Below are 23,802 nucleotides of genomic sequence, written 5' to 3'. Positions count from 1 at the left end.
TGATTAGTATGAATCATAAGGGTTACCTTTTTACGATTTAGATTTCAGTGATTTCACCCTCTATCTAAATCGGTAACCCTTCCCTTTTTTGAAGAGGGAATTGTCAGATCAGATCTGAACTAATGCACTTGAAGACCGTGAAGTTATTCATGAAATCATTTACTCTGAGTTATGCTTGGGCCATGTCAAAGATGCATCCCGGGATAAATATCTGGACGTCATTAATCATTTACATGCTCAAGGGGCTGAAGCGGTTATTCTTGGTTGCACAGAAATCGCCTTATTGGTTCAGCAAACGCACACGGCCGTACCCTTATATGATACTACTCAAATTCATGCAGATAAGGCTGTTCAGTTAGCCATTGACGACCAGTAATGGTAATACTGGTACGTCAGGATACCCGGAGCGGATAAACTCAATCTGTGGCAACCGTTGGTTGCTTGTTCAGGCCGCTGCAGCCATTCCTGGCCTGAACACATCCCCAACGTGCTTCCGCAGCCAGTCGGGAGCACTGTCAATCAACCTGTCGATCTTTTCCGTCACGGATACCAGCCAATGTTGTTTGGCCTGGTCCATCAGCATTTGTTCCTGGTGGACCAGTGAGGTAAACAGAGGACTGCTGTTAAGGTCTCTCAGCTCCTCATCGGTGACGGTTTTTCCTTCCCCATGGACTGTGTTCAGGTACCGCCTGAGGGCTTTACGCAATACTGTCTTGACCCGCTGCTGTTCACTGTCGCTGTTGTTCATGGCGTGCAGTGACAGAAATTGCTGAGTGGTCTCCTGTTTTGCCTGATCAATCAGAGGTTGCTGACCCAGAGTGGTCAGGTGCTGATAAACCAGTTCTCCTTTTTTGACCTCTCTGTGAAAATCCATCAGTCGCTGAAAAATAGCGGTGACGTTCTGCTCAATTCGGTGGGTGCCGCACTGGGCCTGAATAGTCAGTACTGCCTGCTGACGGATGTTCATCAGGTAATAGTCAAGCCCCTGGTCCGGGAGTCGGGTGTCGTATCCGAGACGACTCAGGTTGGTGGCCAGCTCTTTAAGGGCCTCCGGGTTTAGCCTTTTGGTTTCCATGGCTCTCAGGGTGCGGTTAATCAGCTCAACCGCTTCAGCCTGGTTGGCCAGCTCCCGGGCATTTTTGAGAAGCCCGGGTTTGAGCATCTCCAGTTCCTTCTCAATAGAAACCAGGCTCTCTTCTGGTTCAGTCAGTTGGCTCCAGTGCTTTCGGGACAGATCCTCCAGCATTAAATGGTGGGCCAGCAACTTGAAACTGGCCTGGCGACTTAGTCTGGGTAAGAGATTAACGGCTTCCAAGTCACAATGCTTGCGGGCCAGTCGTGCAGGCTGGCTGGATTCATAAAAGCCCTGGGCGAAGTAGCGGTCGATGGCCTCCTTAATTGGTGTGCCAACCGCTTCAGCGTAATTGAGCCACTCGACAAAATAGTGACTTGAAACGACCAGTGTGCCCAGCCAGACAAAACCACCCGCTGCCAGGGCGCTGCCAAACAGGGCTATGGCGCCGGTAGTGACGATGGCGGTGGCAGCCAGGCAGCTGGCTCCAATGGCCAGGGTGGTAATCCCGACGACTTTGGTTACTTCCCAGCGAAGGGCTGTCCAGGCTCCAGGTTGATGGGCTCTTACATTGTGAATGGCCTCTGTCAATGCATTCAGGCGCTTTCGGTAAGGAACGAGGCCTGCCTCCACCCAGGCGCCAAGCATTCTGCCGCCAGGGATGGACTCAATCCAGGAACCCAGGGCGCTTCCCCGTGCCAGGTGCCGTGCACCCCGGGCGATCTCATTATTGTCAAATGGGTCGGAGGGTTCGGTGTCCAACCAGGAAGCAGACACCAGCTCACAGAACTGGACTGTGCGGTTCAGCCCCCGCACCTGCCAGCCTGGCATACGGTTGATTCCTTGCTGGACGCCCCTGCTGGTCAATACTCTGAACAGCGAGCCGACAATCGCTAAACCGCCGGATAGATAGGACGTAATAAGGTCAAAGCCGCGTACACCATTAAGGACTCCATCCGACAGGTCACAGAAGAACTGAAAACGTTTAAGCGCTCTTGCCAGCTCAGGATTATGTTTCGGGTCGTTGTCCAGGTTGGCCGGTTCATCGCCGGCAAAGCTGGATGCTGTGGATTCAAGGCTGAGGCGCCAGCTTAATTGATCCAGCAAGGAGTGGAATTCGCCATAGTTCAGTCCAAACAGCTTTTTCAGCTGGGCAACCAACTGGCCAATATTGCCACATAACCGGCGGAAAGCTTGAGGGTGCCGCTCAGCAACCACCAGTATGGAGCGAAGGCTCTGGCATAGAGAGCGTTCAAACTTCTGGAGCATGCCCCGGGGAACGCCGATTTGTTCAAGAAGACCTGGACCCTGCTGGTCATCATCGTCTTCTCTCAAAGCTGCCCAGTCAGTGGTGCCATCACCAATGGCCAGGGGCTCATCCTCTGAAGTTTCTTTCTGTTGCAGCTTGCTTTTGACGCTGGTAACCAGGCTGGATAACCCCTCCCGGAAGGCCTGAATCATCTCCTGGGAGTCACCGCAGGCGGCGCTGAACTCTTCCATGAAACTGTATCTGATATCGTTCAGTGCCTTTCTGTGCGTGAGGGCGGCTTCGATTTCCCTTGGGCTCAGTTCATCTCGCCAGAAGTAGTTGCCAGCCATGCATAAAAGGTTATTTTCGCCTTCGTTGAGTGGGCGGTATTTTGCGGTTAACTCACGGCAGGCACAGATGGTTCTGAACAGCTTCAGGTCCTGGTGGAAATCACCATGGCCCAGAGTTGTGCCTATGGGGAGGCCATCAATCCTTCTCTCCATTTCATTGACCAGAAGTTCCTGCTGGCACTTGAGCAGATCAAACCGGCACTGCTGCATGTACCTTAGACGACTGTGACTATTGGAAGCCCGGAAGCTGTTTGCGGCATCCATATAGCTAATGATGGCCTGATACAAACGCTGTTCATGGCTTTGCTCCAGCTCTATGCCGGCCAGTTTCTTCTGAATTCGCTCCACTGGGGGGAGGTTTAGCCAGCACAGGCGCAGGGCCAGCCCGTTGTTATCTTCCGGAAGCAGCTGTTTTTCTGAACCGGCCCAGTTGCAGATCAGCTGGGCGGAAATTACATGCTTCAGTGGGCTGATTTTTGAGGACAGCTGTCGTACTGCCTGGCAGTCGGGATCCACAAAGATCCCCTTCTCCTGGAAAAGTACCTGAAGCTTATCGAAAGTCCAGCAAAGCTGGCGTGCTTTTAGCAGTTGAACGTTGGCGTCATTCTGTATGGATATGTGCTCGAGCACTTTACTGGTGTTCTCCAGGTGCAGTCGGGTGAGCTGCCTGGCAATTTGATGGTGAAGGTCTGTAGTGGCTTTATCGTGTTTGATTTTCTCCAGAAAGCCCTGGATAGCATCTGCTGCCTCACTTCCTTTGGCCGGGGCTGCGGTTTTCCGGGGCAGCTCCCGCGCCAGATGCTCAGCCTGCAGGGCTGACTCAGTATTGTCCTGCATCACTGCTTTTCGGGTGCAGGCCGCGATCAATTGAACCACCTGCTCAGGACGTTGCTTAACATAGCCATCAAGCACATCCTGTTCGCTGACTTTGCTGTGGGCTGGGATTTCGACCAGCGGCTGGCTGAGAATATCGTCCTGAACCTTGCCCAGGGATTCACTCCACCGCTGGAGGCCATCCTGTTTTATCTTTTTTTCAAGCAGGCTATACCATGTGGTGAAGTAACCTTCTTTTTCAACAGACAGCGGGTCCGTTGGGAGCTGATCAATATCGAACTGTAATTTATCCTGTAAAAACCGGGCGTTCAGTTTGTTTTCCAGGGAAACCTTCTGGAACTCTTTTTCATAGTCGGCCAGAAGAATCATAAAGGTCATTCGGTCTTCATGGCTGTGAATGGCTTCGTCCAGGGCGGCTCTCAGTTTTTTTATCCTATCGTGAGCCAGCTCTATTCTGCCAGGCCTATAGAAGGTGGAAGCGATATCTGCTTCAAGAGCGTCCAGTCTTTCCGAACACATCTTTATGGTGTGGCTGGTATGCAGGTTAAACAGCATGCCGAGGGTTCCCCGGGGGTGCATGCGAAGATGCAGCAGCGGGTCGGTATGCGCAGACTTGCTGTCGTCCGATGGCGGTACCACCGGGCTTATGGCGTGCTGCTCTGTGGCTTCAGGGGTGGGCTTTTCTGTGGTTGATTCGTCTTCAGATTCCACTCCGGAATCCGTTGACTCCTGCCTACAGGTTTTAACGGTATCTTCTGAGAGCAGGCTGCAGGAATCATCAAGCCTGTCATCACCATCATCCGACTCATTGCCTGAGTCGCTGTAGTGCCTTTTCAGATCAGCCGGGCTGATGGAGCGCATTGTCAGTGAAGGATGCTCACTCTGGGAGCTGCCCCGGGAGGAGGCTTTGAAAACTGGCTGATAGCCACTTTGTCGCTTCTTTTTTTCTTCTTCTTTGTATCCTGCCACTTGAGAGAAGCGTTCTGTGGTACGAATTGGCCCTAGCATTTGTCAGCCCTCTGTCTTTGATGTTGTCTACGATGAAAATGCTGCCTTTTTGTTTGCGTTTTTTAGCCATTAGCAGAGTTGAGAAAGTAGTCGCTCCCTCTTGTGGCTTTCCTTTTAGCCCGAGGCATTTCTTCTGACTCATGGCTGACTGGCCCATCTTCCCTGTTCTACTTCATCAGACTGAAAAAGACGCGGTTGGTTTCGTTAGGGGAGTGTAAATTTTGTACTATGTTGCTATTTTTGATTGAGTGGTGTTTTAAGTTTTTGAATATGAAACTGTTTTTTGAAAATTAATCCATTTTGGCTGTCTGTCTTTTTTTGTGGATGAGCCCCTGTGAAGGTAAGGACAGCAGGGGATTTCAAGCGTATAATTGCCAGAATTTTGTCTGGCAAATACTGATCATTCCCCCTATGTATAAACTGACCCGCAGTGCCCTGTTTTGTCTTTCCGCTGAAACGGCCCACGATTTTGCCCTGGATATGATTGGTGCCGGTGAGAGGCTGGGGCTGACCCGGTTAATCTCGCCAAAAGTACCTTCACGCCCCAGAAAGGTGATGGGGTTGACCTTTGACAACCCCATTGGCCTGGCAGCGGGCCTTGATAAGAATGGTGACTGCATGGATGGCCTGGGCAGCCTGGGGTTTGGTTTTCTGGAGTTAGGGACGGTGACTCCGGTAGGGCAGCCGGGCAACCCAAAGCCCAGAATGTTCCGGATTACCGAAAAAGAAGCACTGATTAACCGGATGGGGTTCAATAACCTCGGGGTTGACCACCTGGTGGCCAACGTTCGAAAAAGCCGGTACCAAGGGGTGGTGGGTATTAATATTGGCAAAAACCTCAGCACCGCTGTTGAGGAGGCCAATAACGACTATCTGGCCTGTCTTCGCAAGGTATATCCCCATGCGGGTTATGTGGCGGTCAATCTTTCTTCTCCCAACACTCCCGGGTTGAGAAAGCTTCAGTACGGTGAAGCTTTGAAAAGCCTGCTGGGTGCACTCAAGGAGGAGCAAGAGGTATTGAGCCAGAAATATGGGCGCAAGGTGCCCCTTGCTATCAAAATTGCACCGGATATGACGCCTGAAGAGATTACCAGTGTTGCCTCTGAGTTGCTGGCCTTTGAGCTCGACGGGGTCATTGCCACCAATACCACCCTGGATCGTGATGCCGTTCAGGGACTTGACAATGCTGATGAGGCTGGGGGGCTCAGTGGTGCGCCTTTGAGCCGTAAGTCAACAGAGGTGATCCGGCAACTTTCCGCAGAGTTGTCCGACAGACTCCCCATTATTGGCGTGGGGGGAGTCATGGATGCGGCCACCGCTGCAGAAAAGATCCAGGCAGGGGCCAGTTTGGTGCAGATTTATTCCGGGTTTATATACCGGGGGCCTGAGTTGATACGTGAGGCGGCGGAAGCGGTTTATTCAGTGAGCCCGGATTCTGAGTGAGCTTCTGAAGCCCCGGTTACCGGGGCTATATGCCCTTTGAGCCTTGAAAGGCAAGGGCGGATGGGAAAAGCGTGAAATGATGTGTTGTCAAATATGGGAAGTGTCGTGGATTCGGTGTACGCCAGAAACCCCGGTGATCCCCTCCCAGTTGTCCGTTCGCCCTTCACGCCAGCCACTGAGCCACGACTGACGCAGTTGTGGTTCTTCGTGGGGGCATATATCCTTTGAGCGGCCAGACACGCCTATTTGATATCCCTTGGTAAAGGCTCTATCTGTTCTATCCCTTTTTTGTCTTTTCAACATGGTGCACTGCCTCTTGCTGGTTCAGTTACTGACGGCCTCCATGGCGTCATGTTGTTACACCCTTAAGCATAGTCCTGAACAAGCAGAACCATGCACTGACTTCCGGCAGCTTTCCTTGTTACAGAAACCCTGGAAGCCGGAAGGGTCAGGGAGATTTCAATCAGGGAAAGTGATGGGATAAGTTCTATCCAATTCCGGAGAGTGTGTCGAGAATTTATTGTGAATAAGAAAATTAGTTTTTTGTGTTTTTTGGAATATAAGCCATGAGTACAGCCACGTTAACCCTGTTTGCCAGTTGCCCGAAAGGGGTGGAAGCCCCTCTTGCTGAAGAGCTCAGGGCCATGGGCGCCAGTGAAGTCTGTGAAACTGTGGCGGGAGTGAGCTTTTCCGGTGACATGGAGCTGGCTTACCGCTCCTGCCTGTGGTCCCGGATGGCCAGCCGGGTTCTGTTGCGCCTGGGAGAAATCGCATCCGGTACCCGGGAAGTTCTCTATCAGCAATTGCAGGCAATAGACTGGGATGATCACCTGGACCAGGGAACCAGCTTCCGGGTGGATTTCACGGGTTCGACACCGGATATCAATCACACCCGGTTTGGAGCCCAGGTGGTTAAGGATGCCATTGTTGACCAGTTGCGTGATCGCCATGGCTGGCGCCCAAACGTCAGTGCTTCCCGACCTGACTTGCGCATCAATGTCCATGCCAGGGGGCAGAATGCCTTTGTGGCCATTGACCTTTCCGGGCAGAGTCTCCATGAAAGAGGGTATCGACAGGAGGCCGGTGAGGCTCCCATGAAAGAAAACCTTGCGGCGGCCATTCTCTATCGGGCAGGTTGGCCTGAAGTGGCAAAGCAAGGGGGAACCTTGCTGGATCCGCTGTGTGGTTCAGGCACGTTGCTGATAGAAGGGGCCATGATGGCAGCGGACATTGCTCCGGGTCTGCTTCGGGCACGGTTTGGTTTTGACAAATGGATGGGGCATATTCCCAGCCTCTGGCTGAAAGTGCTGAATGAGGCCCGGGAACGGCGGTCTGCGGGGCTGGCCGCTTTGACGTCATCGTTCATTGGCTATGAAGGGTTGCCCAAAATTGTTGGCAGGGCCAGGGCGAACCTGCAGAGGGCCGGGCTGGCCAGGCAAATTACCATTCGCCAGCAGGAGCTGGGCAATCTCAGTGTTGACCCATCCATGAAGCCGGGCCTGGTGGTGACGAACCCCCCTTATGGTGAGCGAATGGGGGATGAGGCCAGTCTGGTTTATCTCTACAAACACCTGGGTGAAAAACTGAAACAACAGACGCCGGGCTGGCAGGCGGGGGTGTTTACGTCGTCCCAGGCCCTGGCGCGAAGTCTGGGTATGGGGCCCCGGAAAACCTATACCCTGTTTAACGGTGCATTGTCGTGCAAACTCTTTTTGTACGATATTCGTGAGCGCACTACCGGGGTGGCTGAACCGGTCAAAGTAAATGGCTCGCAGCCGGTCGCTTTCAAAGCCAGTACGGCCGGTGGTGAAATGTTTGCCAACCGCCTGAGGAAAAACCTGCGCCTGACTGGAAAGTGGGCCCGAAAGCAGGGCATTGACTGTTACCGGCTCTATGATGCGGATATGCCTGAGTATGCTCTGGCGGTGGATATTTACAAAGACTGGGCCCATGTCCAGGAATATTCTGCTCCCAAAAGTATTGATGAGGGCAAGGCTCAACAGCGGCTGCTGGAAGCTCTGGAAGTGATTCCCGGGGTTCTGGGTATTCCTGAGAACCATGTGGTCTTCAAGCGCCGTGAGAGACAGTCCGGCAAGAATCAGTACGAGCGCCAGGATCAGTCTGGGGAAATGCTGGAAGTCTCCGAGGGTGATTGCCGGTTGCTGGTTAACCTTCGGGACTATCTGGATACCGGCCTGTTTCTTGACCATCGGAAAATGCGGCTGCGCATTGGTCGTGAGGCGGCGGGCAGGGACTTCCTGAATCTGTTCTGTTATACCGGCGTGGCTACAGTCCATGCAGCGGTGGGAGGGGCTGCCAGTACAACCAGTGTTGACCTGTCCAATACCTACCTTGGCTGGGCCAGGAAAAACCTGGCGTTGAACGGAATGGTTGACCGCCGACACCGACTGGAGCAGTCCGACTGCCTGGGCTGGCTGAAACAGGAAAAGCGTCAGTACGACCTGATTTTTATGGACCCTCCCACGTTTTCCAATTCCAAGCGCATGCGGCAGGTGTTTGATGTCCAGGAGGCGCATGTGGAGCTGATCGACCTGGCTATGGCTCGGCTAAGAAAGGGTGGTACCCTTTACTTTTCCAATAACTTCCGGCGATTCAAACTGGCGGAGGAGCTTTGTGAGCGCTACCAGGTGGAGGAGATTACCAACACGACCATTGACCGGGATTTTCAGCGCCGACAGGGTATTCACCGTTGCTGGAAGGTGGTTCACGCTTTAACGGTTGATTAGCAAAGTGGGCTGATCGTTTAATGGAGGTCCTGGCAGCGATTGCCACAGACCTTCATTCTGTTCAGGCAGTATTTTGCCGTGTTTCAGCCTCCACCTTTGTTCATCAGTTGCACAGGTTTCTGCTTTGGACCATGAACTGAGGGTAGAGTCGATAGTTTATCCTGCAGCTTTCCAACAGCCTCTTTTACTTGAGCTTCAAGTATTGTTACAGCCTCAAGACGACTTTCCCTCAAGTTGAAATCTTTGCTTTTATCAAACTCGGGCGCATCAGGAGAGTGACTCTTTGTAAGTTTGCCGCCATCGTATCGACACCATTGGTCTTTCATTTGTAGGACATCCATCCTGGCCTCGAAAATGAGCTCATTAAATGCTGTGAGTTTATTGAGCATTTCATCAATGGTGTACCCTCTGCGCATACCTACACAAAAGCTTTCCAGGAAGCTATAAAGCCGACTAATCGTCCGGTTAGGAGAGAAATCCACACCAGCTGCACTCTCTAAAGCTTCTGGAGTAAATGGGAAGGGAAGTGGCAAAGATATGTCACGGTTCTGAATTTTTTTTGTAACCACGGAACTGGGTTCATCAACCATATATCGGCTGACTTCGTGCGGAGGCAGGGTTACGGTCCTCATTATGCTCTGGCAGAAGGCTCTGACTGCTGCCTTGATGACACCCTCCGTTTCTTTCAAGTTATCATAATGAAAGCGATAAGCGTCGAGCCCGCCAAGCTTTACTGCGCCATCCAAGACTACAATGCTCATAAAATTCCCTCCATAGAGATGAAAAGTGGTTTAATTTTTCTTTCAATTCTGGTCTGGCTGTCTTACATAGACATCAATAATTCAATTTAGTTTCCTGGCGCTTGAATCCAGGCTCTCCAGTCTGCCAGCTCATAAGAGGTGGGCCGGAGTTAAGGCTAGATGCATGCCAACCTTTTCGGAGATGTAAATTACCGGAAAGTCTAAGGCGTGAATATAACAAGCCAGTTACCGATTCTGACAATGAGGCCGTTTTATTGGCTGAAGCCTTTCTGGATGTTTGTGTTCTATCCTGTGGTGATCGGGCTGACCACAGGTATTAGCCCAATGCAGTTTATCCGGAGACCCCGTGAACATAAGATGTTTTCCCTGGATTCAAGGCCTTTCTGCTATCCCTTTAATTATTCAGCAGACTTTGTCAATTTTGGCCAGAATGAAGACTTCTGCAGTGAGTTCGTGAGGAGTCTGTCATGAGAACGGTTTTGACGGGTCTGCTGTTGACCTCTGTTTCAATGGGGGCTTCAGCATCCAGCTATGTGACGGGTAATATCCAGTTTCACGATCACCGTGACTTTCATGGATCCAGCATGACCTCAACTCTGGAGGCAGGGCACACCTTCGAAACCTTTGAGCGGGGCGGGCTGACGGTGCTGACTGAGTTTGATGGGATTCAGATAGGGGATACCGCAGAGGGAAAGTCCAGCAACCCCTACATTACCATCGGGGCTGAGCAGGCATATAACTTCACTGATCATTTCTGGGGAGCCATTGGCTATCACCACCTTCTTCATGATGGAGATACGGTTCAGTTACGACCTCTGTTCAAGGTTGGTTACAACTTTGACAGTGGCATCGGGCTTAGCAACCGTACCCGTTTTCATATCGATAGAACCGATGCCCCAGGCGCTTCTGATGATACGAGAACGGACAATGCCATCAGTTACCAGCTGCAGCAGTATCCGGTTCAGCTGAAGTACAACAATGTGTATATGTGGAAAGCGGAAAAAATGGATCATGAAATACGGTCGACGTATACCCGAGAGGGAGTCCAGCCCTACATTGAGTACCGTAATCAGGGCGATAACAGTAACAATGCCTTTGTCCTGGGTGCCTCAGTGGCTTTTTGAGGGTTCTGAAAAAGAGGGTCAAGAGACAAGAGGTGCCCCTGGCCTCCTGAGTTAGCTGATGTTGATGCAGATAAGAGGTCCGGCTTTTCCGTTGTGCAGGAAATTGGTAAAATTTTACTGAATGACGCTAGACTCTGGAACCAGTTTGTTGGCCAGGGACCACTTGCCGGAGAAGTAACATGGCCACTCTTAAAGAGATCGCTCAGGAAGCGGGTGTTTCTCTTTCCACCGTATCCCGGGTTTTGAATGACGATCCCACCATCAGTGTGAAGGCCGGAACCCGGCAGAAAATTTTTGAAATTGCCGAAAAACTTGAATACCAGACCATCCGGTCCCGAAGCTTACGAACCCGGCAACAGCCAACAGGGCTCAAGTTTCTTGCCATCTATAACTACCCTCAGGAAATAGAAGTCAATGACCCTTATTACCTTTCCATCCGTTACGGTATAGAGAGTCAGTGCAAGAAGCTGGGGATTGAGCTGATATACGGCTACGGTTTACAGGATGACAAAGACTACAGTGGTGTCAATGGTGTGCTTTCTATCGGTCCGATAGCCGAGGAGCTGTTGGAAGCAGTGGATAGTATCTCCAGCCACCTGGTTTTTATCGATTCCAGCCGTTATCAAGAACGTTTCGATTGTGTGGATGTAGATCTGGCCCGGATCAGCAGGGATGTGATTGATTACTTTCATGATCAGGGCTACCGCCGTGTTGGTTACATAGGTGGACAGGACAGTTCAGAATCCCTGGATGTGCGGGAAGAGTCGTTTGTTGAGTATGGAAGGCAGAGGGGTATTGTCCAGGCAGAGGATGTTTACCGGGGGGATTTCTCCAGTATGTCCGGTTACCAGTTGGGAATATCCATGCTGAAGAATGGGAGGGGCAGTAGGCTTCCCGGAGCCCTCTTTGTGGCCTCAGACTCCATAGCCATTGGTGTGCTACGGGCGCTGCATGAGCATGAAATTGCCATTCCAGAGGATGTGGCCCTGATCAGTGTCAATGACATCCCTACTGCAAAATTCACCTTTCCTCCCCTGTCCACTGTCCGCATTCCTACCGAGTTGATGGGGAGCCAGGCGGTCAACCTGCTGATGGATAGAGTCAGGGATGGCAGAACGGTGCCTTTAAAAGTGACTGTTCCCTCAACATTGAAACTGCGTGGAACCACCCGATAGCCCGCCGCACTGGTTTCCAGTGCGTCCAGTTGATTATTCTGCTCTTTTAACGGCCTTTAAACACCGGAGGCCTTTTTTCCAGAAATGCGGTAATTCCGGATTGGCCATCCTCACCTCTGGCGTTGGTTGCAATGCCATCCGCTTCCAGCTGCAGCTGGGCTTCCAGGCTGTTGGTGGAAGACTGGTTCAGCAGGCTTTTAACGGTTCCATAGGCTTTTGTCGGGCCATTGGCCAGTTGTTGGGCGACTTTTCTGGCGGTTTCCTGAACTTTGTCGTCCTCCACTACTTCGTTAACCAATCCCCAGTCCAGTGCTTCTGTGGCAGAGAGTGACCGGTTAGTGATCAGCAGCTCTTTGGCTCTTCGGATACCAACCATTCTGGGCAGAAAGTGGGTGATGCTCGCATCGGGTGTCAGACCCGCAGCGGTATAAGCGGCAGTGAACCGGGCTGAAGCGGCGCAGACACTGTAATCCCCAATCAGGGCCAGGCTCATTCCGGCGCCAGCTGCCTGGCCATTGATGGCCAGAATGACCGGCTTGGGCATCTGGACAAACCGGACAATGGCGCCATGAAGGTAGTTAGTGCCCTCTTTCATCAGGGCGCTGATGTTGTCAAGATGCCTGCCAAACCAGCTGATATCACCCCCTGCTGAGAACATTCGGCCACTGCCGGTGATCATAATCCCACGAACACTGTCGTTCTCTTCACAGGCAATAGCGGCCTGGAGGATCTCCTTCATAAACTGGAGATTCATGGTGTTAGCCTGGTCGGGACGGTTCAGGGTAAGCGTAACCAGCGGGCCTTCCTGTTTCCAGGTCAGGGTCTCAAAGGTTATTTCTGAGGGCATGGGGCAACCTTGTTGTTCTGCTTATAATGCGTTGTAAACCGGATAATGACAGGGAGGGAAGGGAAAGATCAACCTGCAGACAGACGATGCCAGCAACGGACTGGCTTTACCCTGGAGAGTTCAGGATAAAGCCAGCGCGGTTAAAGGACGTTGTTATTCAGAGCATTGAGGCGCCTTCGGATGCCTGGCAGACATAAATATCAGCCTCCAGTCCCTCAGTGCACTGTGGGTACTGCTTCGCAATTGCCTGTTGGACGTCGTCTACCCGGCGCTCAGGGACCAGAGCCACCACGCAGCCACCGAAGCCACCACCGGTCATTCTGACGCCGCCTTCATCACCGATAACCCCTTTGACAATATCGACGATGGCGTCAATAGGAGGAACGGTGATTTCAAAATCGTCTCTCATGGAGGCGTGGGACTCTGCCATCAGTGTGCCCATGGCGGTCAGGTCTCCAATGCTGAGGGCTTCAGCGGCTGCCAGGGTCCGGGCATTCTCCGTAACCACATGGCGGGCCCTGCGGAAGGTGGTCTCGTCCAACCCTTCACGGCCAGCTTGCAATTGTTCCGGGGTGATGTCCCTGAGCGCTTTGACTTTGAAGTGTGCGGCAGCGGCTTCACACTGCTGGCGTCGGGTGTTGTATTCACTGTCCACCAGCCCGCGCTTGACATTGGAGTTGATGATGACCACGGCTGCCTGTTCCGGAATGGACACCAGGCGGGTATCCAGGCTTTGGCAATCAAGCAGCATAGCATGGTCTTTCTGGCCACAGGCGGAAACCATCTGGTCCATAATGCCGCAGTTACAGCCCACAAATTGATTCTCCGCCTGTTGCCCGATCAGGGCCAGTTCCTTGAGGTTGACATCCAGCCCGGCCATCCGGCTCAGTGCCAGACCCGTGACCACTTCCAGGCAGGCTGAGGAGCTGAGGCCTGCCCCCTGAGGTACGTTGCCGATAATGGCAAGGTTGGCCCCTTTTAATGGCAGACCTTTCTGGAGCATGATACTGGCCACTCCCCGGACGTAGTTGCTCCAGAAAGCCTCTTCGCTGAAAGCAATGGGCAGGCTGAGTTCAAACCCGGATACCTGACCATCATAACTGTGGGCGGTTGCCACGATTTTTCCGTCATCCCTGGGGGAGGCCGCAATCATGGCCTGATAGTCAATGGCGCAGGGTAAAACAAAACCGTCGTTATAGTCCGTATGTTCTCCGATCAGGTTAACCCGACCGGGTGCCTGGAAATACTGCTCCGGTGTGTGACCAAAGGTGGCTTCAAACAGGGCTGTCAGTGTCTGCTTCTGGGTCATTGTCTTGTCCATGCTCTCAGTCTTCCAGGTAATGCTTTTCGGGTAACTCGCGCAGGCGGGCGGCGGCTTGTTCAGCGGTCAGGTCACGCTGGGTTTCTGCCAGCATTTCAAACCCCACCATAAACTTGCGAACTGTGGCGGAACGGAGCAGGGGGGGATAAAAATGGGCGTGCAGTTGCCAGTGGCTCCAGTCATTGCCCTGTTCTGCCAGGGTGGGGGCGCCATGCCAGCCCATGGAGTAGGGGAACGAGGTCTGAAACAGATTGTCGTATTTTGTGGTCAGGCTCTTCAGAATGGCGGCCAGGGCATCACGCTCTTCATCCTTCAGATCGGGCATACGCAACACATGACGTTTGGGAAGCAGCAGGGTTTCAAAGGGCCAGGCAGCCCAGTAGGGGACGACAGCGATCCAGTGCTGATTTTCCGATACGGTTCGTTCTCCGGATTCCGACTCCTTCAGGGCGTAGTCCAGCAACAGGTTGCCGTCTTTTTCCTGGAGCCAGGCTTTCTGGTTCTGGTTTTCCCGGTGGGCTTCATTGGGCAGAAAACTGCTGGCCCAGACCTGACCATGGGGGTGGGGGTTAGAGCAGCCCATGACCGCCCCTTTGTTTTCAAACAGCTGAACCCAGGGGTATTTCCCACCCAATTCAACCACCTGCTCAGCCCAGACATCGACCACCTTGCGGATGGCGGGTCGGCTCATTTGAGGCAGGGTTTTGCTGTGATCCGGCGAGAAACAGATGACTCTGGCTTCACCCCGGGCACTGCTGCTCTGAAACAGGTCTGAGTCCGAGGTGGCCTCCGGAGTATCGGTCAGCAGGGCCGGGAAGTCATTGGCAAACACATAAGGGTCCTGATACTTCGGGTTGCTGTCTCCGGTGATGCGGGTGTTGCCGGGACAGAGGTAGCACTGTGGGTCATGAGCGGGCCGCTGGTCCGGTGCGGTTTTTTCCACCTGCCCCTGCCAGGGGCGTTTCGCACGGTGAGGGGAGACCAGAACCCACTCGCCGGTCAGTGGGTTGAAGCGTCGGTGTGGGTGATCCACCGGGTTGAAGACAGTCATGAAGGGTATTTCCTTATTTGTCAAAGCGGTTATTGGCTGTAGCTCTTTTTTAGCGGTAGCCTTGAGGATTTTCCGATTGCCAGCGCCAGGTGTCCCGGGTCATATCTTCAATGGTACGGGAAGCTTTCCAGTTCAGCTGCTGCTCTGCATATTCCGGGTCGGCGTAGCACTGTGCAATGTCACCGGGGCGTCGGGGCTGCAGGGTGTAGGGCAGGGTTTTGCCGCAGGCTTGTTCAAAGGCTTTCAGCATATCCATTACGCTGCTGCCGGTTCCGGTGCCCAGGTTATAGATATGAATCCCCTGGTCTTCCCAATGGGTTGTCAGGGCGGCCAGGTGCCCCAGTGCCAGATCAACTACATGGATATAGTCCCTGACGCCGGTGCCATCGGGTGTTGGGTAATCGTTGCCAAACACATTCAGCTGTTCAAGCTTGCCAACCGCCACCTGGGCAATATACGGCATCAGGTTATTGGGAATGCCGCTGGGGTCTTCCCCGATCCGGCCGGATTCATGGGCGCCTACGGGGTTAAAGTAACGTAATATGCTGAAGTTCCAGCGTGGGTCTGATGCTGCTACGTCCCTGAGTATTTCTTCCACCATGAATTTGCTGCGGCCATAAGGGTTGGTAACGCTTCCCACCGGAAAGTTTTCTTTGATGGGAACGGATTCAGGATCACCATAAACGGTGGCGGAAGAGCTGAATACTAGGTGGTGTACATCAAATTGTTCCATGACATCCAGCAGCTTCAGGGTGCCATTTACATTGTTGTCAAAGTAAGCTTTCGGGATTCGGGTGGATTCCCCTACGGCCTTGAGCCCGGCAAAGTGGATCACGGCCTCAATGGCGTGAGCCTTGAATACCTTGCTCAAGGCATCACTGTCACGAATGTCCACCGGATAAAACGTCAGTGGTTTATCACTCAGTGCCTGAACCCGGGTTAAGGAGGCTTCATGGCTGTTGCACAGGTTATCGACGACCACGACATCGTAACCGGCTTTTAAGAGCTCCAGGCAGGTGTGGCTGCCAATGTAGCCCGCCCCTCCTGTGACCAAAATACTCATGATGCTTTACCTGCAATGTTGAATGGTTCAGATGCCCTGCATTGTAAGAGTGGAACCCAGAGAGGTTCTTTTACGGTTTTTAATCACTTTTTCCCGAAAACAAAGATTTTCTGGAGCAGGGGGAGTATCATCCGGTTTCCATTTGATACAGATCAGTTTTTATGGTGCTTTTTATAGGGGGCTTCAGTGAATAAATCAGCAGTGGAACCCTCAGAAACAGGCGGTAAGAGATCCCGGCGGGGCACTGAAGGGGTTTTGAAGATGCCCGGTTCTATTGCGGATATTCAGGGGGATATCTTTTATATCGAATCCCGGGCGCCCTACATTATGGAAAGCAGCCATGTTCATGGTCATGTGGAACTGAACTACCTGATTGGCTGTTCTGCCACTTATATTGTCAATGGCCAGTTACAGGCGATTCCGGAACAGCGGCTGGCGGTGTTCTGGGCCAATGTGCCTCACCGGATGGTGGATATCCAGGGCGATGGATTACTCTATAACCTGTATATTCCCTTGCCTCTGTTTCTGGAATGGCCCATGTCTGATGAGTTTCGCCAGTCGGTTCTCGGCGGGCATATTATTCTGACAAAGCCGGATCATGACTTTCTCGCTGCCCGCCTGCAGCGCTGGTATGAGGATTATCAGAGCGATGTTCCGGAGCTGCGGGAAATTATTCTGGGAGAACTCTCTCTGCTGTTGAAGCGGGCAGGGGTGGTGGGTTGGGATCATCCCGAGCAGAATAGCGTTCAGGTTGCTTGCCTGGTTGAGAGTCCGACTGAGAGCCCGGTTGAGAGAAAGACTTCGGATCATCACGGCAGTGGTCGTCTGAAGGGAGCCCGGCATGTGTCGGAAATGATCCGGTTTATGGCAGAGAACCTGCAGCGCCCGATTTCCACCGCTGATGTGGCTGACCATCTGGGTATCCACCGGAACTACACCACTAACCTGTTTTCTTCGGTGATGGGATTGACCATCAAGCAGTATCTGCAGTTCCAGCGATTGCAGAAAGCCCAGATGCTGTTGATCGATGAAGACCGGCCCATCGCCGATATCGGTTACGCCTGTGGCTTCAGTTCGCTGAGCCGTTTCTATGAAGCTTTTCAGCGTTATTATGGTATGCCGCCGGGGAAGTTTCGGAAGAGGCTGTCAGGGTTGAGTTATTCACATTAACGTGTATGTTTAGCATGGCTTTATACCTTCGGAAGGGTAAATATCTATTGATCTGGGTTCTTCTTTTCTTATCTTAATCGATGTGTCGAATTCATATAGTTTTATAACTTCACTCACTTCTTGAATACATATATCCAAACTTCCGAGTTTACTAATGCAATAACCTCCACCAATGTAGGTTGCAGAATGCAGAGCTTTGTTAGTTTTTGAATCTGTAAATGCTATATGAGTGAAGGGTTGAAGTTTATTTATATCATTACATTTAGAGGTGAAACGTAATTTTAAAAATGAAATTTCGGCTAGGTTGTAATGTAAGAAAGCCGAGAATGAATGGCAGGAAGGAATATTATAATATGCTCCTGCATATCTTTCGCCATATTGGGTACTTGATTTATCTGTTGTGGTTATACATTTAGTTTCACCTTCTGTGATCCATTTAATAAAGTTTTTCTCCCAACAAGCTGATGGGCAATACTTCTTCTCTACTCCTTGATCATCGCTTATGATAAAAACAAGTTTTGCATTTTTTTCCTGTAAATGTGAAGCTGTTTTTTTACAAGAAGCATCACTTTTGAAGCAAGATATGAGATCCTGGTTTATTTGAATATTGCGAAATTTAACATGGTTTCCGTCTCTTGTTTTGAAGCGGCGACCATTTAGTACTGTGAATGAATCTTTAATATGTATTTTTACTTCTCTAGCTGGTAGTTTCCTAGTTTTACAAGCTAACGGTTCTACGTGTCTCAATAATAATTCGCTATCTGTTGCTACTTTTACTAACAAAGCTACTGTTCTACCCAGAAAAGTCAATGGTGGTTGAGCCTTGAATAAATCGTTGAAGTCCAGAAGTTGCAGTTGGGTTTGAAGACTTGGAATCATCATTTAAAATCCTTGAAAATAAAAAAGCTTGTCAAGTATAGTGGTTATCTTTTGATAATCAGACTCTTCTTTGAAAGAAAAGTTCTAGGTTTTTGACAAAAAAGCCCTTTGGGTAAAAAGGGCCTTGTGTTAAAACTTTTTTGATTCAGGGGAAGGAGATGCTTCGAAGGGGCGGGGCTTCAGGGCTGATTATGAACCACAGCCCGAAGTACCCGGCCACTTTCGAAATACACCGTGACATTCTGATAGTTCCAGCGGGTTATGACAGGCTTGCCGATCTCGTACACCTCTGCGGGCTCCCCAAGCTGGATCCTGACGTTTTGCATGGTCTGCCCCTGAGAGGGCAGGCTCATGGACTGGCGGCGTTCCGGGGACTGGCTGCCCACGGGAATGGTGATGCCTTCCTGTTGATGATTAAGGTCTTTTGTGTCCTGTTCAGGAATGACCACTGTACCCCTTGGTTGAACCTCAGGTGCAGGCAGGTAGTCTGACGCCAGCGCCTGGTGTTGTGCACCGGCCATCAGAGCTGCTGCCAGCATGCAGATGGGAAGCTGTTTATGGGCTTGAAGGGTCATAACATCATCCTGTGTCTCAACGGGGTTCCTGGAGGGTGGTTAAAGCTTTTAGAGCGGCTCCTGGTGGCCTGTGGCATAATAACCTGCGTTTCTTATGTTGATAATAGCTTTTTCGAAAAGTGTTACGGAAAATGTGAGCTCTGCATTCTGTCAATGATTGACAGAAGGAGCAACGGCTTACCCAACTGGCAACCTGAATGTTCAGACCTTTACCGTTTTTTATTGGCCTGCGCTATACCCGGGCCAAACGAAGGAACCACTTTATTTCCTTCATATCAGGAACTTCCATGGTGGGGCTTACCCTGGGAGTCTCGGTGTTGATTATTGTCCTGTCGGTGATGAACGGCTTTGACCGGGAGCTCAAGCAGAGAGTGCTGGGGATGGTCCCCCATGCCACGATCTCCGCAGCCGGAGGGGGAATGGATGACTGGCAGAGTCTGGTGGATGAAATACCTCAGAAACAGGGCGTTGAGGCTGCGGCACCTTTTGTGGAAGCCCAGGGGATGCTCACCAATGGCAGTCAGGTGCGTGGGGCCCTGATTTACGGTATTCACCCGGATTATGAGAAAAAAGTCTCCATTATTAATGACCATATGAAGCAGGGGCAGCTGGATGACCTGAAACCCGGCGAGTTTGGCATTCTGCTGGGGGATATTCTGGCCAATTATCTGGGGGTCTCTGTGGGTGATAAAGTCACCATGGTACTGCCCGAGGCCAGTGTTAATCTGGCGGGGGTTCTGCCCAGGCTGAAGCGGTTTACCGTGGTTGGGACCTTTTCCGTAGGGGCGGACGTGGATGGGAATCTGGCCTATGCCCGGATGGAAGATCTGGCCCGCTTTCTGAGGGTAAAAGAAGGTGTGACCGGCATCCGGTTGAAAATGACCAACCTGTTTGCCGCTCCCAGGCTGGCCTGGGATATCGCCATGTCGTTGCCGGGCCGCTATTACGTTCAGGACTGGACCCGAACCCATGGTCGCCTGTTTCAGGCCATTCAGATGGAAAAAACCATGGTGGGGCTGTTATTAACCCTGATTGTGGCCGTGGCGGCCTTTAATATTGTGTCAACCCTGGTCATGGTGGTCACCGATAAACAGGGAGATATCGCCATTTTGAGAACCTTTGGGGCCAGCCCGCGGATGATCATGGGGGTGTTTATGGTTCAGGGTTCCCTGATTGGTGTCACTGGTACCGTGCTTGGAGTGATTCTGGGGATACTGGGAGCGCTTAATGTCTCTGCCATTGTGGGGGCCCTGGAAAAGCTGCTGGGTATTCATTTCCTGAGTCCGGATGTCTATTTCATCAGCTATCTGCCCTCGGAGTTGATGTGGCAGGATGTGGTGGTGATCAGCGTGGCCGGTTTGCTGATGAGTTTCCTGGCGACGCTTTACCCTGCCTGGCGGGCCTCGAAAATCCAGCCTGCGGAGGCACTGCGCTATGAATAATATCAATCCTCAGGCTGTGCTCGAGTGCCGTTCGCTGACACGACAGTTTGATGAAGGGCCGGAAACCCTTGAGGTACTCAAAGGGGTGGATTTCAGTGTGTTGCCATCGGAGCGCATTGCCATTGTCGGGGCCTCCGGATCCGGTAAAAGTACCTTGCTGCAATTACTGGCGGGGCTCGATCAGCCCAGTGCCGGAGAGGTACTGATTTGTGGCCATCGTCTGATTGATTTGCCGGAACAGAAAAAAGGGGAATTGCGCAATCGTCACCTGGGTTTTGTTTATCAGTTTCACCATTTGCTGGCGGAGTTTACCGCCCTGGAAAATGTGGCCATGCCTTTGCTGATGCGCGGTGAGGTCAAGGTCAGGCAGGCCCGCCAAAAAGCACTGGCGATGCTGGAGGCCGTTGGTTTGGCCGCCAGGGTTCGACACAAACCTGCCGAACTGTCAGGAGGAGAGCGTCAGAGAGTTGCCATTGCCCGTGCTCTGGTGGGGGAGCCTGACCTGGTGCTGATGGATGAACCCACCGGCAATCTGGACCCCCATACGGCCAGCAAAATTCATGAGCTGATGGCATCTCTTAGCAGGGATCTGACCACCAGCTTTATTGTGGTGACCCATGATATGGAATTTGCCCGGCAGATGGACAGAGCCTGGAGGCTGGAAGAGGGGCACCTGGTTCTGGAAGGCTGACCTTTCAGAATACGCGGCATACGGATGGGTGGTGTGTCGTGTATTCAACATGGAGTCAGGGACATGAACCTGCTTTTTGGCGATCCCATGGTGAAAAAAAGCCCTGGCCATGGGGGAGCGCAGGGCATAAAGAGGGTTCTATGACAGACTGCCTTCAGGAAGCCTTTATCTGAGGGGAGCGGGCATTTCCCCGTCCCCGCTCAAGGCTGTTTATGCGACTGATCAGTGGTTATCGCCACCTTCAGGAGAGGCTGGAACATAGTAAACAGTGCTTGTATCAAACTCGCTGAGTGGGCCACTGTAGGCGTCGCCCCCTTTGCTGTTGTGTTCTTTCCAGTCCACCTGGACATTGGATTCAATGGTTCCGGTACGGTTTTCTACGTAATAGGCATTATCACCGCCGGTGACGCTTTTTTCGCCTGCCTGGGCCATGGACAAGGTTGAAACTCCCATCACTGCAACCATAACCAGTTGAGAAACCGTTTTAACAGACGTTTTGACAGACATTGTCTTATATCCTTAATCGAGCAAAACAGAGAGTGCCGTTGCGATGAGTTTTCAGGTTCAGGAAGAAGAAAACGGCAGTCATTGTTTTATGGTTTGGTTCACAGACTCTTCTCTGTCTGTGCAGGGCTATTATCTCAATTACAATCTATAGAACTGCTGTCAGGCGTTAATGGTTGGGTAATGACTGTACTGTTCGTGTCAGAGGTTTGGTGCCTGCGTCAACGTTGCTTCAGAATTTCCGTATTTGCTTGACCATAACGGTATGAGAAAAACTTATAGCGGGTTTTTCCTGGAGGAAGGGGGGGTATTGAAAGAGAATAGGTGTCAGGAAAACGGATTGCTCCCGGCCTCAGTGTTAGCCGGGAGCAGTAAACTTATTGATTTTTATTGTCACCGCCTTTTTTAGGGCCGTGAAGGTAGTAAGTTTTGATGGCTGCAGTGTGGGCTGGGCCGTTATAGGCATCTCCACCGCGGGTCTCGCTGTGGGGCCAGACAAACTCACTATTGGAATAGATGCTGCCGGTGCGGGTTTCAAAATACACTGGGTTATCGCCTCCGGTGGTATTCTTTGGTGAAGCCTGGGCAGACAGGGAGCTGAAAGCCAGGGCAGTAGAGAAAGCAATTAAAGACAGTGGCTTGATCATTTTAAAAAGTCCTTTTTTTGAGTGGCTCTTGTTATATCGCCGCATGCACTCTTAGTTTTAGTGATCTACGGCCGGAACTGCAACACTTTTTTGAAGGGCTTTTAGAGTGCCTTCCATAACACCGGTCAAATAGGGGGAAGGAGTAATAAACACGTCGTTTGAGAGAGCTCTGGTTTCGTCATTTGCATTTCCAACCAGTACAGGAAGCAGTACATCGTATTTGGCATTTTGGGTGGGGTGCATCATGGTGATATCTGGGGTGGCGTTGCCAGCCACAATGACATATGGATTTCCATCCAGCGAAAAGGCGTTGGCCAGAACCGATAGCCATTCCCCTTTGGTGCTTGGGAAAGTGACAGTCACTCTTTGTGGGTCATGTTGAGAAAACGACAGAGTCACCATTTGACCAAAAAGTAGTCGAACCGCCTTGGTCATGTCGTTTTCAGGTGTTGGGGAGGCCTCTGAAAGAGTGAATGTCAAGTCAACCTGGCCTGGGCAGCCTGTGGCTTCAATTGAGGCAAGAGTGATCATCGGGTATTTATTTCGCTCTGCAAAAAACTGAGCCAGCGTCCGCCGATGTTGTTCTGCTGGCAGTCGTTGAAGAAACCAGCCATATTTTTCAAATAAGAAATAGTTTTCCTGGTTGTTAATGTTTTCCCCTTCAAGGTGAAAACCCCTTGGCAGAAGCTCTCCTCCGGAGAACGATTGTTCCCCTCCCGGGGCTATAAAGGCGGGTCTTGAGCGGTTGCCCGTGGGAGGTATTGAAACAAGGAAGTCGGGTGTAGGGAGATCGTTTTCGGGGAAATGATCCCAATTGTTGTCTCGTAACGTGGCATGGGTGACCACAATAAATTTCAGCCTGCCTTTTGATCTCCATGCGTTAAGCCATTGTGTGAATTGCTTTCGCACAAATACACTCCCTGCCTTAAGGTCATCATCCTCTTCAAGAAGAGTGTCATCTTTATCGCAGACCAGTGTCAGGACAGCATCTTCCGGCAACTTTTCCATGAGCTGATTGATCTGTTCAATTAGATCTTGAAGCGTGATGCCGGTCGAAGTGAAGCAAGGCTCTTCGCTGGGCGTTTCCGGTGGGTCTGCACCACAGCCTGTGGCACTGGGGTCTGAATTGGAAGGGGCTGGCAAACCTTTTATGGACGTTGAGGATGGCTGCTCTGGGGCCTGCTGATGCTGTGTTTTTCCGTGTTTTCGATTTCCCTGGCCGTGAGTGATAGCGATAAGGGTGATGGCTGGTGAGTAGGCAGCTGCAGGAGGGAACCCGTCATCAGGATAGAAGTCCCCTGGTCCAAATAAGAAGGACAAGCGGGTTGTGGGGGCGGAAAGCGTAAAAGAGATGTTAAGGGGGTCTGTGCTGTTCAGCTGTGCAGAGCTAATCGGGGTGATGGTTAGAAAAAAGACCAGAACAGCTTGACGCACATGGGGGCTCAGAGCAGTCATCGAGAGTTTTCACCAGCACGATGGTCGTTTTGTTGAACTGCCCGGAGCAGGACAGTTCAACCCCAGCCACTGAAGTATTAAGGGTTATCCTGCATGTACTGACTGGGGTCAATATAAATACCCAGGGAGCGTTTGTCGATGCGCTTTTCTTTGGTGCCTTTGCCCATCTCTTTGTACCGGAATACCACGGTATCACCAACACCCACATCCAGCTTTTTCTCGGCGCTGAGGTATTTGTACTCCTCGCCTGCCACGGTCAGGGTGTGGATATAATAGTCTGGCATGCCCAGCCAGTCACTGTGGGGACCATCGGTTTGGATGGCTTCGAGTACGCCTCGCCCTTCCAGTTTGGGCTGGCGCTTTTGGAAGCTTCTTTGCATGAGAGTGAATCGTG

At 51.7% G+C, this 23,802-nt stretch carries 21 protein-coding genes; 8 read left to right on the top strand and 13 right to left on the bottom strand.

All coding sequences use genetic code 11. The features are described from left to right. The first annotated feature begins 145 nt into the window (after positions 1-145). Positions 146-376 carry an aspartate/glutamate racemase family protein gene (locus ACNRUY_RS14255; RefSeq protein ID WP_488112315.1) on the top strand — a complete coding sequence of 77 codons (231 nt, stop codon included), beginning with the start codon at positions 146-148 and terminating at the stop codon, positions 374-376. A gap of 69 nt (positions 377-445) precedes the next feature. Here ACNRUY_RS14255 and ACNRUY_RS14250 read toward each other — a convergent pair whose 3' ends face one another. After that, positions 446-4,513, bottom strand: a complete 4,068-nt coding sequence (locus ACNRUY_RS14250) for a hypothetical protein (RefSeq protein WP_488112313.1) — start codon at positions 4,511-4,513, stop codon at positions 446-448. A 411-nt stretch (positions 4,514-4,924) separates the two neighbouring features. Between ACNRUY_RS14250 and ACNRUY_RS14245 the strand changes: the two genes are divergently transcribed. Continuing rightward, positions 4,925-5,956, top strand: coding sequence for a quinone-dependent dihydroorotate dehydrogenase (locus tag ACNRUY_RS14245; protein WP_488112312.1), 1,032 nt, complete (start codon positions 4,925-4,927; stop codon positions 5,954-5,956). Positions 5,957-6,043: 87 nt separating this feature from the next. Here ACNRUY_RS14245 and rmf read toward each other — a convergent pair whose 3' ends face one another. Then, the gene (rmf, locus tag ACNRUY_RS14240) at positions 6,044-6,256 is read right to left on the bottom strand and encodes a ribosome modulation factor (RefSeq protein ID WP_488112314.1); all 213 of its coding nucleotides are present in this window, start codon (positions 6,254-6,256) and stop codon (positions 6,044-6,046) included. Positions 6,257-6,522: 266 nt separating this feature from the next. On the opposite strand from rmf, the gene rlmKL reads away from it, so the two are divergent. Further along, entirely contained in the window at positions 6,523-8,703 is a 2,181-nt protein-coding gene (gene rlmKL, locus ACNRUY_RS14235) for a bifunctional 23S rRNA (guanine(2069)-N(7))-methyltransferase RlmK/23S rRNA (guanine(2445)-N(2))-methyltransferase RlmL (protein WP_488112311.1), read from the top strand. An 83-nt stretch (positions 8,704-8,786) separates the two neighbouring features. Here rlmKL and ACNRUY_RS14230 read toward each other — a convergent pair whose 3' ends face one another. Next, complete coding sequence (locus ACNRUY_RS14230; RefSeq protein ID WP_488112310.1) at positions 8,787-9,464, bottom strand: hypothetical protein; 678 nt, start codon at positions 9,462-9,464, stop codon at positions 8,787-8,789. A 467-nt stretch (positions 9,465-9,931) separates the two neighbouring features. Between ACNRUY_RS14230 and ACNRUY_RS14225 the strand changes: the two genes are divergently transcribed. After that, the gene (locus ACNRUY_RS14225) at positions 9,932-10,588 is read left to right on the top strand and encodes an oligogalacturonate-specific porin KdgM family protein (RefSeq protein WP_488112309.1); all 657 of its coding nucleotides are present in this window, start codon (positions 9,932-9,934) and stop codon (positions 10,586-10,588) included. 179 nt (positions 10,589-10,767) lie between these two features. Then, positions 10,768-11,763, top strand: coding sequence for a transcriptional regulator EbgR (gene ebgR / locus ACNRUY_RS14220; RefSeq protein WP_488112308.1), 996 nt, complete (start codon positions 10,768-10,770; stop codon positions 11,761-11,763). 46 nt (positions 11,764-11,809) lie between these two features. Here the strand turns inward: ebgR and ACNRUY_RS14215 are convergent, their stop codons facing one another. The 4 genes from ACNRUY_RS14215 to galE all read right to left on the bottom strand — a co-directional run bounded on the left by ACNRUY_RS14215 (position 11,810) and on the right by galE (position 16,045). After that, positions 11,810-12,610, bottom strand: coding sequence for an enoyl-CoA hydratase/isomerase family protein (locus ACNRUY_RS14215; RefSeq protein WP_488112307.1), 801 nt, complete (start codon positions 12,608-12,610; stop codon positions 11,810-11,812). 157 nt (positions 12,611-12,767) lie between these two features. Next, on the bottom strand, positions 12,768-13,931 hold the full coding sequence (galK, locus tag ACNRUY_RS14210; protein WP_488112306.1) for a galactokinase: 1,164 nt from the start codon (positions 13,929-13,931) through the stop codon (positions 12,768-12,770). A gap of 4 nt (positions 13,932-13,935) precedes the next feature. Then, positions 13,936-14,982, bottom strand: coding sequence for a UDP-glucose--hexose-1-phosphate uridylyltransferase (locus ACNRUY_RS14205; protein WP_488112305.1), 1,047 nt, complete (start codon positions 14,980-14,982; stop codon positions 13,936-13,938). A gap of 49 nt (positions 14,983-15,031) precedes the next feature. After that, positions 15,032-16,045, bottom strand: coding sequence for a UDP-glucose 4-epimerase GalE (gene galE / locus ACNRUY_RS14200; protein WP_488112304.1), 1,014 nt, complete (start codon positions 16,043-16,045; stop codon positions 15,032-15,034). Between the two features lie 261 nt (positions 16,046-16,306). Between galE and ACNRUY_RS14195 the strand changes: the two genes are divergently transcribed. Beyond that, complete coding sequence (locus ACNRUY_RS14195) at positions 16,307-17,215, top strand: helix-turn-helix domain-containing protein (protein ID WP_488112303.1); 909 nt, start codon at positions 16,307-16,309, stop codon at positions 17,213-17,215. A gap of 9 nt (positions 17,216-17,224) precedes the next feature. Here the strand turns inward: ACNRUY_RS14195 and ACNRUY_RS14190 are convergent, their stop codons facing one another. Beyond that, positions 17,225-18,097 (bottom strand): hypothetical protein, encoded by an 873-nt coding sequence (locus ACNRUY_RS14190; protein ID WP_488112302.1) that lies wholly within the window; start codon positions 18,095-18,097, stop codon positions 17,225-17,227. A gap of 176 nt (positions 18,098-18,273) precedes the next feature. Then, complete coding sequence (locus tag ACNRUY_RS14185; RefSeq protein WP_488112301.1) at positions 18,274-18,669, bottom strand: hypothetical protein; 396 nt, start codon at positions 18,667-18,669, stop codon at positions 18,274-18,276. Positions 18,670-18,866: 197 nt separating this feature from the next. Here ACNRUY_RS14185 and ACNRUY_RS14180 point away from each other — a divergent pair, with 197 nt between their 5' ends. Continuing rightward, on the top strand, positions 18,867-20,111 hold the full coding sequence (locus ACNRUY_RS14180) for a lipoprotein-releasing ABC transporter permease subunit (RefSeq protein WP_488112300.1): 1,245 nt from the start codon (positions 18,867-18,869) through the stop codon (positions 20,109-20,111). Next, positions 20,104-20,802 carry an ABC transporter ATP-binding protein gene (locus ACNRUY_RS14175; protein ID WP_488112299.1) on the top strand — a complete coding sequence of 233 codons (699 nt, stop codon included), beginning with the start codon at positions 20,104-20,106 and terminating at the stop codon, positions 20,800-20,802. Before ACNRUY_RS14180 ends, ACNRUY_RS14175 begins: the two co-directional genes overlap by 8 nt. A gap of 222 nt (positions 20,803-21,024) precedes the next feature. Here the strand turns inward: ACNRUY_RS14175 and ACNRUY_RS14170 are convergent, their stop codons facing one another. The 4 genes from ACNRUY_RS14170 to ACNRUY_RS14155 form a co-directional block, all read right to left on the bottom strand. Next, positions 21,025-21,309: a hypothetical protein gene (locus ACNRUY_RS14170; protein ID WP_488112298.1), complete on the bottom strand. Its 285-nt coding sequence runs from the start codon at positions 21,307-21,309 to the stop codon at positions 21,025-21,027. A 374-nt stretch (positions 21,310-21,683) separates the two neighbouring features. Beyond that, complete coding sequence (locus ACNRUY_RS14165) at positions 21,684-21,953, bottom strand: hypothetical protein (protein ID WP_488112297.1); 270 nt, start codon at positions 21,951-21,953, stop codon at positions 21,684-21,686. 57 nt (positions 21,954-22,010) lie between these two features. Beyond that, entirely contained in the window at positions 22,011-23,408 is a 1,398-nt protein-coding gene (locus tag ACNRUY_RS14160) for a hypothetical protein (protein WP_488112296.1), read from the bottom strand. Positions 23,409-23,485: 77 nt separating this feature from the next. After that, positions 23,486-23,788 carry a hypothetical protein gene (locus ACNRUY_RS14155; protein ID WP_488112295.1) on the bottom strand — a complete coding sequence of 101 codons (303 nt, stop codon included), beginning with the start codon at positions 23,786-23,788 and terminating at the stop codon, positions 23,486-23,488. Positions 23,789-23,802 lie beyond the last annotated feature (14 nt).

Source organism: Endozoicomonas sp. Z74 (assembly GCF_057680865.1).
The sequence above is the reverse complement of the archived record's forward strand: the minus strand, read 5'-3'. Positions and strand labels throughout refer to the sequence as shown.

Coding starts and splice junctions, on each gene's coding strand:
- ACNRUY_RS14250 (WP_488112313.1), bottom strand. CDS start 4,513: ATGCTAGGGCCAATTCGTACCACAGAACGCTTCTCTCAAGTGGCAGGA.
- ACNRUY_RS14245 (WP_488112312.1), top strand. CDS start 4,925: ATGTATAAACTGACCCGCAGTGCCCTGTTTTGTCTTTCCGCTGAAACG.
- rlmKL (WP_488112311.1), top strand. CDS start 6,523: ATGAGTACAGCCACGTTAACCCTGTTTGCCAGTTGCCCGAAAGGGGTG.
- ACNRUY_RS14230 (WP_488112310.1), bottom strand. CDS start 9,464: ATGAGCATTGTAGTCTTGGATGGCGCAGTAAAGCTTGGCGGGCTCGAC.
- ACNRUY_RS14225 (WP_488112309.1), top strand. CDS start 9,932: ATGAGAACGGTTTTGACGGGTCTGCTGTTGACCTCTGTTTCAATGGGG.
- ebgR (WP_488112308.1), top strand. CDS start 10,768: ATGGCCACTCTTAAAGAGATCGCTCAGGAAGCGGGTGTTTCTCTTTCC.
- ACNRUY_RS14215 (WP_488112307.1), bottom strand. CDS start 12,610: ATGCCCTCAGAAATAACCTTTGAGACCCTGACCTGGAAACAGGAAGGC.
- galK (WP_488112306.1), bottom strand. CDS start 13,931: ATGGACAAGACAATGACCCAGAAGCAGACACTGACAGCCCTGTTTGAA.
- ACNRUY_RS14205 (WP_488112305.1), bottom strand. CDS start 14,982: ATGACTGTCTTCAACCCGGTGGATCACCCACACCGACGCTTCAACCCA.
- galE (WP_488112304.1), bottom strand. CDS start 16,045: ATGAGTATTTTGGTCACAGGAGGGGCGGGCTACATTGGCAGCCACACC.
- ACNRUY_RS14195 (WP_488112303.1), top strand. CDS start 16,307: ATGCCCGGTTCTATTGCGGATATTCAGGGGGATATCTTTTATATCGAA.
- ACNRUY_RS14190 (WP_488112302.1), bottom strand. CDS start 18,097: ATGATGATTCCAAGTCTTCAAACCCAACTGCAACTTCTGGACTTCAAC.
- ACNRUY_RS14185 (WP_488112301.1), bottom strand. CDS start 18,669: ATGACCCTTCAAGCCCATAAACAGCTTCCCATCTGCATGCTGGCAGCA.
- ACNRUY_RS14180 (WP_488112300.1), top strand. CDS start 18,867: ATGTTCAGACCTTTACCGTTTTTTATTGGCCTGCGCTATACCCGGGCC.
- ACNRUY_RS14175 (WP_488112299.1), top strand. CDS start 20,104: ATGAATAATATCAATCCTCAGGCTGTGCTCGAGTGCCGTTCGCTGACA.
- ACNRUY_RS14170 (WP_488112298.1), bottom strand. CDS start 21,309: ATGTCTGTCAAAACGTCTGTTAAAACGGTTTCTCAACTGGTTATGGTT.
- ACNRUY_RS14165 (WP_488112297.1), bottom strand. CDS start 21,953: ATGATCAAGCCACTGTCTTTAATTGCTTTCTCTACTGCCCTGGCTTTC.
- ACNRUY_RS14160 (WP_488112296.1), bottom strand. CDS start 23,408: ATGACTGCTCTGAGCCCCCATGTGCGTCAAGCTGTTCTGGTCTTTTTT.
- ACNRUY_RS14155 (WP_488112295.1), bottom strand. CDS start 23,788: ATGCAAAGAAGCTTCCAAAAGCGCCAGCCCAAACTGGAAGGGCGAGGC.